We start from the raw sequence: 15,408 nt of genomic DNA, 5'->3' as shown, positions 1-15,408 counted from the left end.
TCGCAATCCACACCAGGCCAGAGGGCCCTCACCCATTTCAAGATCACACGTCAGTGATCGCTGTCACCAACCTCCATGGACAGAACACCTAGGGCGGTGTTGATGGCGTCCTGTGCGGCGGGCACGTCCGAGGCTCCTAGACGCGCCGCTGCCTCGGTGGCCGTGGCATGCACTGCGGCGCGTACTGTCTCCTCCACGTTGGGAGGTACGCGTCGGCGTGGTCGCCAGGTGATCGTGTACACGGCCTCGAACGAGATGCCGTCGGTGGCGCTGAGCAGGAGACGCGGCTGGACGGATGTACTCGTACGGACGGCGCGGCGCCACGGCCACCTCATGCGATGTTCTCTTCGAGCGGGAAGACCGTGCGCAGACGGCTGTCGACGAGGTGGTTGTAGAAGTCGTCGGCCACGCTGACGCCTTCAGCTGTGGAAATGCCACGCAGCTCGTTCATGAGCTTCATGCCGGCCTCGAACATGTTGTGGCCGCGTAGCGCCGGCAGAAGTTGTTCGCGCAACTGCGTGTAGGCACCGGGGTCGTCGGCGCAGGAGCGGATCCAGTCCGTCAGACGCGAGATGACCTGGGCAGCGGTGTCTGCACAGGAGAGCAGGTCGTGGACGGCTCGCTGTACGTCGATGTCTGGGGGAGGGGAGCACACGAGCCACGGCGTGCCGTCGCGGCGTACGGTCATCAATGCGAGGAAGGCCAGTGTGCCGCCACGTGCAGAGACCTTGCCCTGTTGCCAGCCGTGGACCTCACCGGCCAGTCGCTGGGCCACGCTGGGGTGCTGGACCAGAGCGTCAAAGGCATCCAGGACTTGGGTGACTACGGCGTCGCCGTTGTTCTTGTGCGCGACGCGGCGCAAGCGCACGATCGCCCGCTTGGCCAGAGATGTGTCGACGGAGGAGTCCTCCAGGATGCGTCGGCACAGTGCGATCACGGCGGGCGCGTAACTTTTCTGCTCCGCCCACCCGTAGAGCGCCTCCCACGCCAGGCGTCCGACATGTTCGTTGCGCACGGCGCTTTCCATGACCGCACCGAGCACCTGTGGGTGACTGCCGCCGACGAGTTCGCTCAGTGTCGTGAGGTAATCCACCGTCCCGTGCCGCACAGTGAGCTCGGCCAGTGCGGCCACTGCGTGGTCTTCCGAATCGGCGCTCTGGGCTGTCGCGACCAGCCAGGTTAGCAAGGGCTTGCGCATGAGGTCGTAGTTGTCCCAGACGTATTCCAGGATCGCGCGTCCGTAGGCGGGCCGGTCGAAGACCACCGTGTCCTGCATGTCGACTCGGCCCCCGACATCCTGGATACGCCGACGCATGCCTCGTCCGGCCAGGGCATTGACGGTCGGTGAGGATCCTGTTGCTGCGCCAGGAGCGTCGGTGCTGCGCCCGATGGCTTCCAGCAGAGAGGCTGCACTGTGCGCGACGACGGGCATAGGTGCGGACTGCTGCACGGCCAGGGCCAGCAGCAGACAACGGTCCTCCCTCCCGAGAACCTTCGTCGAGTCTGGGTGACGATCAACGAACTCGACCGCGACGACTGGGGCATCGGCGGCCACACCGACTGGCTACGCGACTACACCAGCGCTCTGGAAGAGCTCAGCTGAATCGGATCATTGGGACGGAACAGTTCCGGTCCCGTGCTGCGGGCAGCGGGGAAGCTCCGCACATCGGATCGAAGGGCAGACGCCACCCCGCTCCCACCACGAGCTGCCCGAACGACTCCGTCACTCGCTCACCTCACACACCGATTCCCGCGAACAGCGCGTCCTCGATCGCCAGCAGCGCGCCTGCCACGCCTCATCGGCGACTACATGCTCACCTTCGCCCGGGACGTTGGTTGGGTCTGGTGCAGCCAGCCGTCGCCGTCATCCGCAGTGCCGACCGGGCGGGTCCCACCGCGACAGTCATTCAGTCAGTGCGTCGCGGTGATGGGAAGCAGGACTTCTTGCGGGCGGACATCCGGCCTGCCGGCCAGCAGCCGCGGGCCCTCGGCGCGGAGGATGGCCGCTCTTTGAGCGTGGTCCGAGCCAGTGGTACCCGTTGCGCCGGGACCACTGGCTTCCGGCCACAGCCATGCTGTGCATGGTTGTCGCGCGGTGGGGGTCAGAGATGACGCGCCACGAAATCGCCCACCTGGGTGCCGAGTTGCTGGCCCGCGCGGTTGTCGAGGGAGGTGTGCTGGCCGGACCAGATCCGGCTGAGCCACGCTTCGGTGGCGGCGTCCTGGAAGCCGGCGAAGGTTCGGGTGACGCCCTTCGACGTCACCGCGAGATGATGCCGCGCACCGTAGAACCCGGCGAGCGTCGTTGCCGCCGCCTGGCTGAGAGCACCGTGAGCGCCGGGATAGGACGGATCCGGTGCGGTCGGCAGCAGGGGGGTCCAGTGGGGATCACCGACGATGCTCGAGTTGTAGTGCGTACCGCCGAGCCGGATGGCGGTCACGGGCCGCCATACACGGTCGGCGTACTTGGCGTCGTACATCGCGATCGCGGTGTCGGCGAGGGACAGGTCGAGCCGGGCGAAGACCTTCACCGCCTTCTCCAGGCTCGCGTTCTGGGAGGTGACAAGGCCCTGGGCGACCTGGTTCCAGACGCTCCAGACGGGCGCCGCCGCCCAGAACTTCGCAGCTGCCGTCTGATCGGCGGTGCGGGTGGTACTGGTCTTGCTCCCCAGGCTCTTGACCTCGTTCAAAGCGGTGGCGTACGCGGCGCCGCTCACGGCCGGCGGCGCTGCCGGGCGGAACTGGCGTCCGCCGGTCAGCACGAACGGCTTGACTGAGCCCCAGTTGGTGAACACCGGTGCCGGGAAGTCGGGAGGGGTGGGCCGGTAGTCACCGGCCTTGTCGCCGGGGTCGAACCGCGGCGGCTTGGCTGAGGACCCGTCGTGGGACCGCAGGCTGATCAGTCGGCGGGCGACCTCGGCTCCCACACCGATGCCAGCCTGCTTGCCCGGGCCGCCCGGAATCGCGGACAACTGGCTGCTCAGCCGCTGGTCCACGCCCGCGCGCTTGGCCGGGTACAGGGCGACCAGCACATCGTGGGCTGCCTGGTCCGCCGCGGCATCCGCACGAGCGCCTCCTGGCGCCGACACCGAGAACACGTAGGCGGGGCCGGCCCCGGTGATCGATACCACGGCGTCGTACTCGGCGGCCTGGAGAAGCGCGAAGCTGCGCGTGGGCTGGACGGTGGACGGCTGCGCCTTCGGATCGCTGAGTATGGTGATGAGCTCGTGGTTCCACTCCACGACCGAGACCCCCGACCCCCTCGCGGTTGTGCGCAGGGCCGGCGAGTGAGCGGTGGTGAACCCGAAGGCCGGGCTGGTGAGTCCGACTGCCAGCGCGGTTCCGGCAAGTATGGCGAGTGTCTTCTGCTTTCCACCCATGTTCCGTGGCTCCTTGTTTCTGGTGGCGGGTTGTGGCAACTGGCGGTCATGCACGTGGCTCATCCGGGCCGGCCACGCGAGTGGGATGGTGTCGGGGTGGTGCGGGCCGGCCGGCAGGTCGGGATGGCGGCGGTCGTGGAGGAGGAGTTGTTCGGCGGTTCGGGTGGGCCATCCGGTCCATGAGGGCGGCCCGCCGTAGCAGCCAGGCGCGTTCGGCGGCCGTCGCATCGGTCGGGGGGCCGGTGAGGGGCCTGGCCTGGCGGCCGTCGCGTTCGGCTCCGGGAGCGAGCACTTGGTGCATCCCGCGGCGTAGATCCGGCGCATTCGTATATGCCTCGTGCGAGGGCGGGGCGTCGATGCCCTTGCCGCTGTTCGGGGTGACGTCCACGCTCACACCTCCGCCGGTACGCAGGGGCCGGCGCCGCAGCGTTGACACAGCACCGTGTCGTGGTGGGGGCCGCCGTGGTCGAGGGCCGATGGGCGTGCCGTGGACTGCATGGGTATGTGTGCCGGGCCCGGGCAGCCGTCGATGGGGCACGGCTTGTGGGTCGCGAAGGCCCACTCGGCTCGGGCTTCGGGTGCCCCGGCGCCGCGGCCGACCCCGGTAGCCCGTCGCTGTGCTGCGGTGCCGGCCCCGGCAGGGGGTCGCAGCTCGTGAGGAGCGTACGGCCCGGTCATGGCGAGCACCTCAGGCAGGCGCGGACTTCGCGGCCGCTGCGTGTTTGGTGGATCTCGGTCGACTGGGCGAGGTACTGGACGATGCCGGTGCCACGACCGTGTTCATCGGGGGCGAGGTCGGGGCGACGGCGCTCCACGGCCGCGCCGGAGTCAGTGACCACAATGTGCAGAGTGCCGTGGTCGAGGGCGAGCAGCAGGGTCATGCGCTCATGGCCGTACTGGGCGGCGTTGGTGGCGAGTTCGTCGACGATGAGGACGGCGGAGTCCCGCTCGCTCGTGGGCACAGTCCAGGTCTCCAGCAGATCGGCCGCGAAGTGACGGGCGGCGGAGACGTGCGCCTCCTGCGCCGGCAGGGTGAGCAGTGCCTGGCGGCGGCAGGGCCGGCCGAGCAGTGAAGTCGGGCTGGCGGAATCGGTCACAAACATGGTCTTCTGGCTCTTCTGTAGATGTGTGGAGACCGGAACGGGGTGACCGCAAACAATTTCGGGGGCGGTCGATAGGCCGGATCCTGATCCTTTATGGGCGCGCTCATTCAGTTCCACGGACGACGTATGCCGGACGGTTCGAGCTGTTCGCCTCTTTTGTTCGGATTCTTGCGAGTCATGGCAATGTCGGCGCCTGTCTGGGCTCAGCCGCCTCTGCCCAGAGCTCGCTGCCGCACGGCCGGACGGGCACCGGGAGCTCGGTCTCCTCGCCCGTGGTCTTCCGGACGGCCCTGCGGGAGCGTCGCGCCGTAGAGCGGGACGGACATCCCTGCCCGCATCCCGGCTGGGTCGCGGCCCTCGGTGTGCAGACGTGCTGGATCCTCTTCTCCGGGCTGTACGGACTTCGGGGAGAAGAAGAGTCGTGCACGCCCGTCGACCCACTCATGCATGAAGTCGGCTGCGGACTGGGCCGGTTCGCCGGAGCGGGGGCGAGAGCGACCAGGGCCCGGAAACCGCCGGAGCGTCGCGGGAAGGACCAGGGCACCGGCTTTCGCCTCCCCCAGCGGAAGTTGAGCTGTATGCCGCCGCCCCCCCGCACAGCCGTGCCCGCCCGTGTGCGCAGCCGACATCCGGGGAGCCCGGCGCGGGATGGCTGGCCTGCCACTGCGGAAGTCGCGTGACGGAAGCGGGCCAGAACTTCACGACCGAGCTGCAGAACTGCCCCGATACCGACGCAGTCGCCCGATGACAGGTCGTGCAGGCGAAGCAGCCGCAGCAGCTGACCGGCCCCGCGATGTGTGGCACCACGGCGGACAGATCGATCGGATGGTTGCTTGAAGCCGCCCGGACGGCCCGCTGGTCGTGCACCCGGATGGCCTCCACCTTGATCAGCCTGGCCGCGGGGGTGATCTTTCCCGGCCGGTGGCGGCCGCATCGACCATCAGCCGCCTCCGGGCGCTTGGTGCCGATCAGCCCCTCGGCCATAGAGGTGCCGGTGTCGGCCTCCGACGCCGCCGCTCATCGGACGGGAGCCCTTGTCGGACGGTCTCACCGATCCCGGAGCCGTGCGGTGTGGCGGAATCGGCGGACGATGGTGGTCACGAGCTTGCCTGTACAGCCGGCGGCATGAGCAGAAGCCGTCTTGGACGGCCATTGACTGGACGTCCTGTGCGTGCTCCTCCAACCCGGTTCACCGGTCTTGAGCCGGCCCGGTGGTTGTCGACTGCCCGGGTCCCCCTCCCCACTGACGGCCCAGCCTCTCGAAGGCGACGTCTTCTTGGCCTCTTGTGTCACCATGCGCTCACACCCGACTGCTGTCGTCATGTCACTGGGCGGCCGGGCCATCCTGTGACATGACCGCCATGGCCCGGCCTCACGCCCGGATGGTGACCAGCTTCTGGCCGTTGCCTGCGAGGATCTCAAAGTGTTCGATGGACCCCGGAGCCATGGGAAGCGATCCTGGGATCGTGGTGCCGGGCGGGTAATGGCCTGCCCGCCAGGTAGCGCCGTCCGTCCTGGCCCCGCCGGGTCCGACCGCCTGGAGCCGGCAGGTGATTCCGGCGGGTGCCCCCCCGGCGGAGATCTGCAGGACACTGCCCCAGGCAGAGGGCGAGACCTTCACCGAGGCGGTGACGCCGGTGGTGGGATCGCTTCCGGAGAAGGTGCGCGAGACCGTCGGCGCGGTCGGCCCGGGGGGCCCCGCCTGACTGCCCACGGATCCGATGGTCGCCAGCCATGTGCCGCCGGCTGCTGCCGCGATGAGCGTCAGCGAGACTGCGGCGCCGGCCAGTTGCAGACGCCAAGACTTGCGGCGCCTGGCCGCGGCCTGCTGGAGCAGCCTCTCCAGCACACCCCCCTCCGGCGTCCGTGACGCCGCGGGCGCGGTGAGCTGCTCGAGCAGGGAGCCGCGCGCGCTTTCGGCTGCCCGTGCCACCAGCCGGTCGGTCAGGTCACTGTCGCCCGTCGGCACCGTCCGGCCCGAGGCTTCGGCTTCGGTCACCGTTGCCAGCAGCGCAGGCAATTCCGCCAGCTGGGCGTGTTCGGCCCGGCATTCGGCGCATGCCGCGAGGTGGGCGCGCACCTGTTCCGCTTCCGCCGAGGGCAGCGTGCCCAGGACGTATCCTCCCAGCGCCAGCCGGAGGGCGTCGTGCTCTGCACTCATGGTCGCCGCCTCCTGCCCACCACGGTCATGGCTCGATACCCCGTTCCTGCAGCGCCAGCCGCAGGGCGTGCAGGGCGTAGTACGTCCGCGACTTCACGGTGCCCAGCGGGATGCCCAGAATCTGTGCGGCCTCCGCCATCGTCCGGCCCCGGTAGTAGGTCTCCAGCAGGACGGCGCGGTGGTCCGGGGACAGCGACCGCACGGCGTCGGCAACCGCCCAGCTCTGCAGTGCCTGCTCGATCTCGTCCTTGCCCGGTTGCTGCTGGGCGGCCCGCTCCAACACATCGCCGCCGGCCTCGGCCGGCCTGGATCGCCGGGCCCGGTGGGCGTCGATGACCAGGTGCCGGGCGACCGTACACAGCCATGCCCGGGCCGGGCCGCGTGCGGGGTCGAACGCGGCGGGATGCTGCCACGCCCGCAGCAGTGTCTCCTGCACCACGTCCTCTGCCCATTGCCAGTCTCCCGAGGTCAGTCGCAGCACGTAGTGGAACAGGGGTCCTGCGTGCTCCGCGTACAGAGTGCGCAGCAGTTCCTCATCTGCGGTCGAAAGAGTCCCTCTACCAGAGACACGGTGCGCGGAGCGATCCGGATCGGTCCTTGGACCATGTCTTCGGGAACTCCAGGGCATAGGCCGATCATCGCGTATGTACACCGCTTTGTCCTGCGCGAACAGCTCCGTGCCAGTCACGCTCTGTGAGCGTCGCGGGGGCATGTCCTTGCCGCGCGTTACGGCCTCGCCAGGGTCAAGCGTGCGTGGGGCCCGGGAGTCAGCTGATCTGCAGCGCCCCAAAGATATTCCACAAAAGGTGCATATCCACCGAACCGCAGGACCCTCACCGTCCGTGGAGACGAACAAGAACCGACCTTACGTCGCAACTCCTCACCGCTTTCCCGTACGGCAAAGGATGGAACAGAGGTGACCGAAATGCATCACGCGACGCCGCCGCTCTCGCCACCGGCCACGCTCACCCCGCCCCGTGCATCGGAGCCGGTGCCACCTTGCAGCCCCGGCCCGTGCCCGGCACACATCACGGCGATGGCCCTATTCACGGCGACCGGGGGCTGCGCGACCACCGGGGCGGCGCTCCATGCGGGTCAGTGTGCGCATCGCCCGTATGGGCGACGACGCCGACCTGCCCCGAGTCACTCGCGACCGCCTGCTCGGGGGAACTGCCGCGTGCCGCCTGCATCTTCGTGGCGCGGCAGGGTGGATGCGCGGCGCGGGGCGCGTCGAGGCGGGTGGCCGGCACGGGACAGCACCCATGCTCGATCGCTGTGTCCATGAGGGGCGCGTGCCCATGAACACGGCATCCGCCACACACATCCCTGCGGTTGCGTGCGCCCGAGTCGGCGCAGTTCCTGTCTCCGCCTGATCAGTGAAGAACGGACACCATGTACTTGAGCCTTCACCCACCAGGTCGTCGATCACGTGCCGCGGCCGGGCCGGCCGTCGCCACCATTGCCACTGCCGGTGCCCTGGGACTCCTCGGCTCATGCGGCCAGTCGTCGCATGCCTCGTCCATCGGTGCCGGCGTCATCACGCCCGGTCCAGGTCAGCATCAGACGGCTGGAATGCCCGGTGCCACGGGGTCGGGGAAGGCGGTGGGCTCCGCTCCCGGCGACTCCCCGATGCCCCGCATGAGCATGCCCATGAGCCCCTTGAGCACGGGCCCGGCTGCCGCGCCGGTGGCCGGGAATGCCGTGGCGATCAAGAACTTCGCGTTCTCCCCGGCCACGCTGAAGGTCAAAGCGGGCACGACGGTGACATGGACGAATCAGGACACCGACGCCCACACCGTCACCAGCGCCGGACCGGGCGGCCCCATGCATTGGGCCGCCCTGGGACCAAGGGCCTGACGGACACCGTCATGGCCGTGGCGGTCGCCCTCCGGGGCGACCGCGGATCGCAACGACTGGGTCGAGCAGGCGGATCACGACGACGCCCTGGGTGGCGGTCGTCCTCCGGGGCGACCGAGGATCGCAACGCCCGCACGATGGCTGACGCCGTGTAGGCCGACCTGGTGGCGGTCACCCTCGGGGGCGACCGAGGATCGCAACGCGACCTCGGCCGGCGTGGTCTCGACGTTCCAGCAGAGTGGCGGTCGCCCTCCGGGGCGACCGCGGATCGCAACTTTATGTAAGGAGTGGCGTCAGGATCTGTCGTATCGGGTGGTGGTCGCCCCCTCCCGCGGCGACCGACGATCGCAACACAGCCGCCCTGTGCAAAGTCTCAGATTTGATGCAGGCTTGCGGTCGGCTTTCGGGGCGGCCGAGGATCACAACGGCTCGCTGACGTCCTTAGTGGTCGGCTCCGGAAGTCCTTCGGGGGTTGACCCCCGGCGTCAGCGGGTGCGTTCGCGGGTCGGGGTCGAAGACGGTGAGATAGTTTTCGAATCGCTCGTCAGCTGAGCTGAGTCACCGTGATCTCGCCCGCGTTACGACCGGCCTGGGTGACTAGTTCTCCGCTCCGTCCCCAGATGCCCGAACCGCCGGAGGTCTGCGCGAAGGAGCCGCTGGGGCCGGCCGCGGTGGAAAGAACGACCCAAACGCCATGAGCAGCGGCGCGCTCTCGCATATGGGCATCTCGGCGAGCCGCGGAGTCGGAGCCAGGGCCGTAGAGGGTACTGGCCACGTAGGCATCGATGTCGAGTGCTGCCGAGTCGGCGGCGTGCTGGGGTACGGCAGCGTCATAGCAGATGGCCAATCCGAGTCTCCATCCGTCGACGGTGACCACCACCGGCTTCTCGCCGGGGCTGAACCGGTCGAACTCGGCCCCGTGCAGCCACATCTTCCGGTATACCGCGGTCACGCTGTCACCGGTCACGGCCAAAGTAGCGATGTACTCGCGGCCGTCTTCGTCGCCGATCGGCGCGCCGACCAGCGCCACCGAGCCAGCGACACGGCAAGCGTCCACCAAGGGCCTGAGACGACGGTCGTCCACAGCCAGCGAGGGCGCGCCGAGGTCGTATCCGGTGAGGGAGAGCTCGGGGAAGACCACCAATCTCGCGTGTGCCTGCTCGATGGCCTGTGCATGTTCCCTGACGTTAGCCATGACATCCGCTCCGGCCCACACGGGCTGGACGGTGGCCACCGTCAGCGGCTTCCTCTTCGTTCTACTCGTCTCCATGGCCTGGATTATTCAGGATCCAGCCACGTCGTCCGGAGTCGGACCGGCTGCGGCAGGCTGTGGCGGCCCTGATCTACTTCTGCTGATCGGCCTGCCTGCCTTGCCTGTTGTCACTGCGCGCCTGATAGTCCTGACCGCCGCCGAGCGGCACCGGTTGAAGAAGGCCGCCTACGGTCACAGGACCGAGCACAGGGCCCGGGTGCGGGCGTGGATCGTTCTCCTGGCGGCGCGGGGCAGGTCCAATGCGCGTATCGCCGTCGAGGTGGGAGTGCACGCGGACACCGTGCGCACATGGCGGGGCCGGTTCGCCGCCCTGGGTCTTTCCGGGCTCTCTGACCGCAAGCGCCCAGGACGGCCCCCAGTCTTCACGCCCATCCAGGTCGCGCAGATCAAGGCGCTGGCCTGTCAGCTTCCCGCCGAGACCGGCACCCCGCTGGCGCGCTGGTCGTGCCCGGAGCTGGCCCGCGAGGCCATGTCGCGGGGCATCACCGCGTTCGTGTCGACCTCCACCGTGCGTCGCTGGATCGACCAGGACGCGATCAAGCCCTGGCAGTACCGTTCCTGGATCTTCATCACCGCCCCCGGCTTCCACCGCAAGGCGGCCCGCGTCCTGGACTTGTACGCCCGCACCTGGGACCGCGAGCCGCTCGGCGCGGACGAGTACGTGATCAGCGCGGACGAGAAGACCTCCATCCAGGCTCGCTGCCGCTGCCACCCCACGCTCGCCCCCGGCCAGGCCCGGGCGATGCGCGTCAACCACACCTACGGACGCGGCGGCGCGCTGGCCTACCTGGCCGCCTACGACGTCCACGCCGCCAAGGTGTTCGGCCGCACCGAACCGCGCACTGGCATCGACCCGTTCATGAACCTGGTCGCCCAGGTAATGACCCAAGAGCCGTACGCCAGCGCGAAGCGGGTGTTCTGGGTCGTGGACAACGGCTCCTCCCACCGCGGCAAGAAGGCCGTCGACCGGCTGGCTGCCGCTTTCCCGAACGCGGTGCTGGTGCACACCCCCGTGCATGCCTCCTGGTTGAACCAGGTGGAGATCTTCTTCTCCGTCGTGCAACGCAAAGTCGTCTCGCCGAACGACTTCACCGACCTCGCCCAGGTCGGGGACCGGCTCCGAGCCTTCGAAGACCGCTACAACGCCACGGCACAGCCGTTTCAGTGGAAGTCACCACCTCCGACCTGGACGATCTGCTGGCCAGGCTCGACCGGCACGCCGCCGATCACCAGGAAGAATCCTCCGCCAGCCTGGCAGCATGATCAACTCCCGAAGGACTTCCGGAGCCGACCACTTAGGGACGGTCGTGATGCCGCTAGCGGTCGCCCTCCGGGGCGACCGAGGATCGCAACGTCTGGGATCCCAACGACAAGTGCATCAACCTGCACAGTGGCGGTTGCCCTCCAGGGTGACCGAGGATCGCAACTTCTTGACGTCCTTGTACGTCATGAGACCGGTACCGGTGGCGGTTGTCCTCCGGGGCGACCGAGGATCGCAACGACTGCGTCGAGCAGGCTGATTACGACGACGTCCAGGGTGGCGGTCGTCCTCCGGGGCGGCCGAGGATCCCAACCAGCTGACGACGTGGACGAAGGCGTTCAGGATCAACGTGGCGGTTGTCCTCCGGGGTTGCCGAGGATCGCAACGACATCCTGACCCTCCGCACCCTGGACACCATCCAGGCGGCGGTCGCCGTTCGCGGCGACCTGGATCGCAACGTCTTCGCTGTACGGCACCCGGGCACGCTGTGGGTACGTGGCGGTGGCCGTTTGCGGCGACCGAGGATCGCAACCTGAACGACACGGCGCTCATGCACCACACCATGTGGGTGGCGGTCGCCTCCGGGCGTCCGAGGATCGCAACGTGGCGGTGGGTTGAGCGTATGGCGGGGGTCAAACGGTGGCGGTCGCCCTCCGGGGTGACCGAGGATCGCAACACGAACGCTCCGGGCTGGGTGCGCTACATCGCCCTGGAGGCGGTCGCTGTCCGGGGGCGACCGAGGATCGCAACTACTGTGTCAGTGTCAGTGTCAGTGGGGTCAAGTGGGTGCAGATGGCGGTCGCGGGGTGCCGCGCACGGGGGCTTATGCGGCCGTGGGGTCCGGTCGTGCCCAGGCGGCTTTGGCGGCGAGGCGTTCGGACCACTGGATGTGGTCCTCGTCGAGGGCGGCGTCGGCCAGGCGTATGCGCTGGACTTCGCCGGTTCCGGCGGGCGGGTAGGTGTGCTGGATGTCGCGCCACAGGCGCTGGAGGACGTAGTCGCGGTCGAGGGCGTGGGCGCCGTGCAGTTCCATGGCGTCCTGGGCGGACTGCACGGCCCACTGGTGGCCGAGGAACTTGGCGTTGATCAGGTCGGCGTCGCAGGGCAGTCCCTGGTCGAGGAGGTACACGGCCTGGTAGGCGAGTATCCGGCCGGCGCGCAGGCGCGCCTCCATGCCGCCGATACGGTCCCGCAGGACCGGCAGGTCCGACAGGGTGCCTCGGTAGCGGGAGCGGGTCTTGAGCTGGGCCGTTGTGGTGGCCACGACCGCCTCGTGGATTCCGAGGCTGACGGCTGCCAGGTTGGGTCGGCCGTACAGGATGCTGCTGCTCTGCGCCACGCTCAGCCCCTGACCGATCTCTCCGACCATGTTGTCCTCGGGGACGCGGACGTGGTCGAGGTCGAGGCGGCCAGCGGAGAAGCCGTGCAGCCCGAGCCCGGGGCGGTGGTCGGCGACGGAGAGCCCGGGGCGGTCCGATTCGACCATGAACGCGGTCAGCGCCTGGGAGGTACGCACGCCGGGCTCAGCGGTCCGGGCGACCACGAGGTGGGCTCCCGCGAGATGGCTGTTCCCGATATGGATCTTGCTGCTGGGGCGCATCCGGCTTCAGGAACTCACCGAGGAAGATGTAGAAGAGTGGATGCACTGGGCGTTGAAGCACGGGCGTGTACGTGGTGGTAAAGCAGGTACTCCGCTGGGAGTGACCAGCGTGGAAATGAGTCTTGCTCGATTGAAGGACGCCCTGAATCGAGCCGTTACGCGTCGGCTAGTAACCATGAATGTAGCCCAACATGTGACCATCCCACGTAGGGCACGTAAAGAAGAGCGAAAGAAGAAGCAGGAGGTGAAGCCGTGGAACGTGCAGGAGATTCAGACGTTCATTCACGGTGTCCGGACAGAACGGCTTTACGCTGCTCTCTTGCTGTCCCTCATGGGTCTACGTCCGGCTGAAGTCTGCGGACTCCGATGGGAAGACGTGGACTTGGAAGCCGCCACGATCACCATAGCCAACACGCGGACAATGATGGGGAATCGGTACGTTGTGGAGAAGGACACCAAGTCCCTGGCCGGGGAACGGGATCTTCCTTTGCCGGCACCGGTGCTGGCTGCCCTCAAGTCGTTCAGGGCTCTCCAAGCCAAGGAGAAGCTCGTCCTCGGTGAGGCTTACTCGGATTCCGGATACGTCGTGGTGCACGAGACCGGGGAAGCCTTCACGATCAAGCAGCTCCGCAGACGCGCTTACCCGCTCATGGAGATCCTTGAACTCCGCAGAGTGCGCCTCTACGACGCTCGCTCCTCCTGCCTCACATACCTCGCCAACAAAGGCGTGCCGGATCACATCCTTGCCCGGTGGGCCGGACACACGAACGTCAAGACCACCAAGAAGTGGTACGTGAAGCCGGACGTGGAGGACCTCCGAGGAGCCGCCACAACGTGGGACGGCCTGCACGGTGCTGCGACGGAGGGGCAAGCGTGACTCAGGCGGCCTGCCGATTGGGCGACCTGCCCAGCCGTATGGCAGTCAAATCGAGGTGCCCCGGAGGCCGGCTGCTGGCTGTGGACCAGCGACGGCAACGGGGGAGGGGCGGCCAGGCTACGGCCAACGTCTCCCCTCCTGCGAGGGAAGGCAGAGCTTGCCCGCCGTGTGGCGTTCGGGCGGTTCGCCGGTGAATCCCGGAAGGTTTTCAGGTGCGTCATGCCGATCCGCGGCACTACACGCTTTGCTGCAAACCAGGCCGTCTGGAAGCCGTGCCGAGGGTGGGAAGCTGTGCGGCGCAGGGATTGGGAGGGTGCGCGAGCCGGGAGGACGCACTGTCCCCACGGTCAGGCGTGCACATCGAAGAACCCGTACGTGGACCCACGAGGGTCTCGGCAGCGCCGGACGTGCCGCGCCGCGAGAGTCACGAGCCGCCGGGTTCACCTGGCCGTGTGAGATTTCGTGAGACGTGAGAGGGTCTGGGGCGTGAGTGAGACACCACCGAACACCCTGCAATACCGCCTCGACGGGCCGGAGGACGCCCCCGTCCTGATCCTGGGTCCCTCACTGGGCACGACCTGGCACAGGTTGTAGAGACCGTCTTTGGGCGTCCGCGTCAGTCCAGGGCGGGTGCGTACTGGCAGGTCAGGGCATCGCAGTCCGGGGGAGTCGGCGTAGTTGGTGACAGACGTGCGACAGCGCCTGTGCGAGAGGCGTTCGACGGCAAGCCCCTGCAGACGCGGCCGGCGGGGGGTGCCTCTATGTCTTTCGTCAAGCGAGGCGTGGGGTTCTGGGTTCGTAGAAGGTGCCGTCGCGGAGCATCGCGAACAGCACGTTGATCCGCTGGCGGGCCAGGCGGAGAAGTGCCTGGGTGTGGGTCTTCCCGCGGGCCCGGCATCGGTCGTAGTAGGTGCGGGAGGCGGGATCGTGCAGGGTAGCGAACGCGGAGAGGAACATCGCGCGCTTGAGCTGCCGGTTGCCGCCTCGGGGTGCATGTTCTCCATGGATCGAGGTCCCGGACGACTTGGTCGTCGGGGCCAGGCCAGCGTAGGAGGCCAGGTGAGCGGCGGTGGGGAAGCTGGTGCCGTCGCCGACGGTGACCAGCAAGGTGGCGGCGGTCCTGACCGCGACCCCCGGAAGCGAGGTCAGGACCCCGGAAAGAGGGTGAGCCTCCAGCAGCTGTCCGATCTGCGCTTCCAGGGCTCGTCGCTGTTCGTGGACGGCCGCGAGCGAGCGGGCCAGGGACGGGATCACGACGTCGAGGGTGCCGGTGCCCGGGACCACGACGGTCTGCTCGTCGAGCGCGTCGAAGACCTCGTCGATCAGCCGCTGGGCCGTGCGCGGAGCCTTGGGCCGGTTCACCTCAACGAGCTTGCGGCGACCGGCTTTTCGCAGGGCGGCCGGGGATCCGTAGCGTTCCAGGAGCCAGGTCACCGCGGGGTGGTCCAGTCGCGGTCCGAGGACGCGTTCCAGGCTGGGGTGGAACTGGGTGAGCAGGCCGCGTATGCGGTTCGAGGTGCGGGTGGCCTCGGCTGCGAGGTGCTGGTCGAAGCCGACCAGCACGGTCAGTTCGGCGGTGATCTCGTCGGTCAGTTCCAACGAGCGCAGGGTGTGCGGCATCGTCCTCGCGGCGTCGGCGATCACTGCCGCGTCGCGGGCGTCGGTCTTCGCCTCGCCCGGGTAGAGATCGGCGATCCGTCGCATGGACAAGCCGGGCAGGTAGACACCTCAGGCACTCAACATGTCAAGCGGCTTCGGCGAGAGCGGTTGGGAAGGCCGTGTCTTCGTCGAACAGCTTGCGGTTCTGGAGGCAGTGGTAGAGCTGGCCGAGCATGCGGTTGAAGAGGTTGCGCTGGGCGGCTGCGTGCCAGTCTCCGTGGTCGTCGCGTCGTCGCC

The 15,408-nt window shown here is 68.3% G+C and carries 11 protein-coding genes and 2 pseudogenes; 3 read left to right on the top strand and 10 right to left on the bottom strand.

Translation table 11 applies throughout. The features are described 5' to 3' along the window. Positions 1–331: 331 nt before the first annotated feature. Positions 332–1,432 carry a hypothetical protein gene (locus tag ACFZCP_RS45510; protein ID WP_391443051.1) on the bottom strand — a complete coding sequence of 367 codons (1,101 nt, stop codon included), beginning with the start codon at positions 1,430–1,432 and terminating at the stop codon, positions 332–334. A gap of 75 nt (positions 1,433–1,507) precedes the next feature. Here ACFZCP_RS45510 and ACFZCP_RS45505 point away from each other — a divergent pair, with 75 nt between their 5' ends. Then, entirely contained in the window at positions 1,508–1,603 is a 96-nt protein-coding gene (locus ACFZCP_RS45505) for a 4-oxalocrotonate tautomerase family protein (protein ID WP_391443049.1), read from the top strand. Between the two features lie 499 nt (positions 1,604–2,102). Here the strand turns inward: ACFZCP_RS45505 and ACFZCP_RS45500 are convergent, their stop codons facing one another. The 6 genes from ACFZCP_RS45500 to ACFZCP_RS45475 form a co-directional block, all read right to left on the bottom strand. Continuing rightward, positions 2,103–3,380 carry a vanadium-dependent haloperoxidase gene (locus ACFZCP_RS45500; RefSeq protein WP_391443047.1) on the bottom strand — a complete coding sequence of 426 codons (1,278 nt, stop codon included), beginning with the start codon at positions 3,378–3,380 and terminating at the stop codon, positions 2,103–2,105. A gap of 674 nt (positions 3,381–4,054) precedes the next feature. Continuing rightward, entirely contained in the window at positions 4,055–4,477 is a 423-nt protein-coding gene (locus ACFZCP_RS45495; RefSeq protein WP_391443045.1) for an ATP-binding protein, read from the bottom strand. A gap of 1,378 nt (positions 4,478–5,855) precedes the next feature. After that, complete coding sequence (locus ACFZCP_RS45490; RefSeq protein WP_391443041.1) at positions 5,856–6,644, bottom strand: zf-HC2 domain-containing protein; 789 nt, start codon at positions 6,642–6,644, stop codon at positions 5,856–5,858. A gap of 25 nt (positions 6,645–6,669) precedes the next feature. Further along, on the bottom strand, positions 6,670–7,272 hold the full coding sequence (locus tag ACFZCP_RS45485) for a sigma-70 family RNA polymerase sigma factor (protein ID WP_391443054.1): 603 nt from the start codon (positions 7,270–7,272) through the stop codon (positions 6,670–6,672). 931 nt (positions 7,273–8,203) lie between these two features. Beyond that, the gene (locus ACFZCP_RS45480) at positions 8,204–8,401 is read right to left on the bottom strand and encodes a hypothetical protein (protein WP_391443038.1); all 198 of its coding nucleotides are present in this window, start codon (positions 8,399–8,401) and stop codon (positions 8,204–8,206) included. A 644-nt stretch (positions 8,402–9,045) separates the two neighbouring features. After that, on the bottom strand, positions 9,046–9,771 hold the full coding sequence (locus ACFZCP_RS45475; RefSeq protein WP_391443035.1) for a nitrilase-related carbon-nitrogen hydrolase: 726 nt from the start codon (positions 9,769–9,771) through the stop codon (positions 9,046–9,048). Here ACFZCP_RS45475 and ACFZCP_RS45470 point away from each other — a divergent pair. Further along, positions 9,770–11,431, top strand: a complete 1,662-nt coding sequence (locus ACFZCP_RS45470) for an IS630 family transposase (RefSeq protein ID WP_391443032.1) — start codon at positions 9,770–9,772, stop codon at positions 11,429–11,431. The genes ACFZCP_RS45475 and ACFZCP_RS45470 overlap by 2 nt on opposite strands. Before the next feature lie 427 nt (positions 11,432–11,858). On the opposite strand, the gene ACFZCP_RS45465 is transcribed toward ACFZCP_RS45470, so the two are convergent. After that, positions 11,859–12,635, bottom strand: a complete 777-nt coding sequence (locus tag ACFZCP_RS45465) for an acyl-CoA dehydrogenase family protein (protein WP_391443029.1) — start codon at positions 12,633–12,635, stop codon at positions 11,859–11,861. Between the two features lie 244 nt (positions 12,636–12,879). Here ACFZCP_RS45465 and ACFZCP_RS45460 point away from each other — a divergent pair, with 244 nt between their 5' ends. Beyond that, on the top strand, positions 12,880–13,512 hold the full coding sequence (locus tag ACFZCP_RS45460) for a tyrosine-type recombinase/integrase (protein ID WP_391443027.1): 633 nt from the start codon (positions 12,880–12,882) through the stop codon (positions 13,510–13,512). A gap of 771 nt (positions 13,513–14,283) precedes the next feature. Here the strand turns inward: ACFZCP_RS45460 and ACFZCP_RS45455 are convergent. Together ACFZCP_RS45455 and ACFZCP_RS45450 are read right to left on the bottom strand one after the other, a co-directional pair. Continuing rightward, a pseudogene (locus ACFZCP_RS45455) lies at positions 14,284–15,234 on the bottom strand (IS110 family transposase); the annotation flags it as partial. Between the two features lie 22 nt (positions 15,235–15,256). Beyond that, positions 15,257–15,408, bottom strand: a pseudogene (locus ACFZCP_RS45450) (IS110 family transposase); the annotation flags it as partial.

The sequence above is a fragment of the Streptomyces sp. NPDC007971 genome, from assembly GCF_042958635.1.
Classification (GTDB): Bacteria; Actinomycetota; Actinomycetes; order Streptomycetales; family Streptomycetaceae; genus Streptomyces.
Note: the sequence above shows the minus strand (reverse complement) of the source record. Positions and strands in the feature narration are given on the sequence as shown.

What these genes read in the sequence shown, in the direction of transcription:
- ACFZCP_RS45510 (WP_391443051.1), bottom strand. Translation starts at nt 1,432, where the DNA reads ATGCCCGTCGTCGCGCACAGTGCAGCCTCTCTGCTGGAAGCCATCGGG.
- ACFZCP_RS45500 (WP_391443047.1), bottom strand. Translation starts at nt 3,380, where the DNA reads ATGGGTGGAAAGCAGAAGACACTCGCCATACTTGCCGGAACCGCGCTG.
- ACFZCP_RS45490 (WP_391443041.1), bottom strand. Translation starts at nt 6,644, where the DNA reads ATGAGTGCAGAGCACGACGCCCTCCGGCTGGCGCTGGGAGGATACGTC.
- ACFZCP_RS45485 (WP_391443054.1), bottom strand. Translation starts at nt 7,272, where the DNA reads ATGCCCTGGAGTTCCCGAAGACATGGTCCAAGGACCGATCCGGATCGC.
- ACFZCP_RS45470 (WP_391443032.1), top strand. Translation starts at nt 9,770, where the DNA reads ATGGCCTGGATTATTCAGGATCCAGCCACGTCGTCCGGAGTCGGACCG.
- ACFZCP_RS45475 (WP_391443035.1), bottom strand. Translation starts at nt 9,771, where the DNA reads ATGGAGACGAGTAGAACGAAGAGGAAGCCGCTGACGGTGGCCACCGTC.
- ACFZCP_RS45465 (WP_391443029.1), bottom strand. Translation starts at nt 12,635, where the DNA reads ATGCGCCCCAGCAGCAAGATCCATATCGGGAACAGCCATCTCGCGGGA.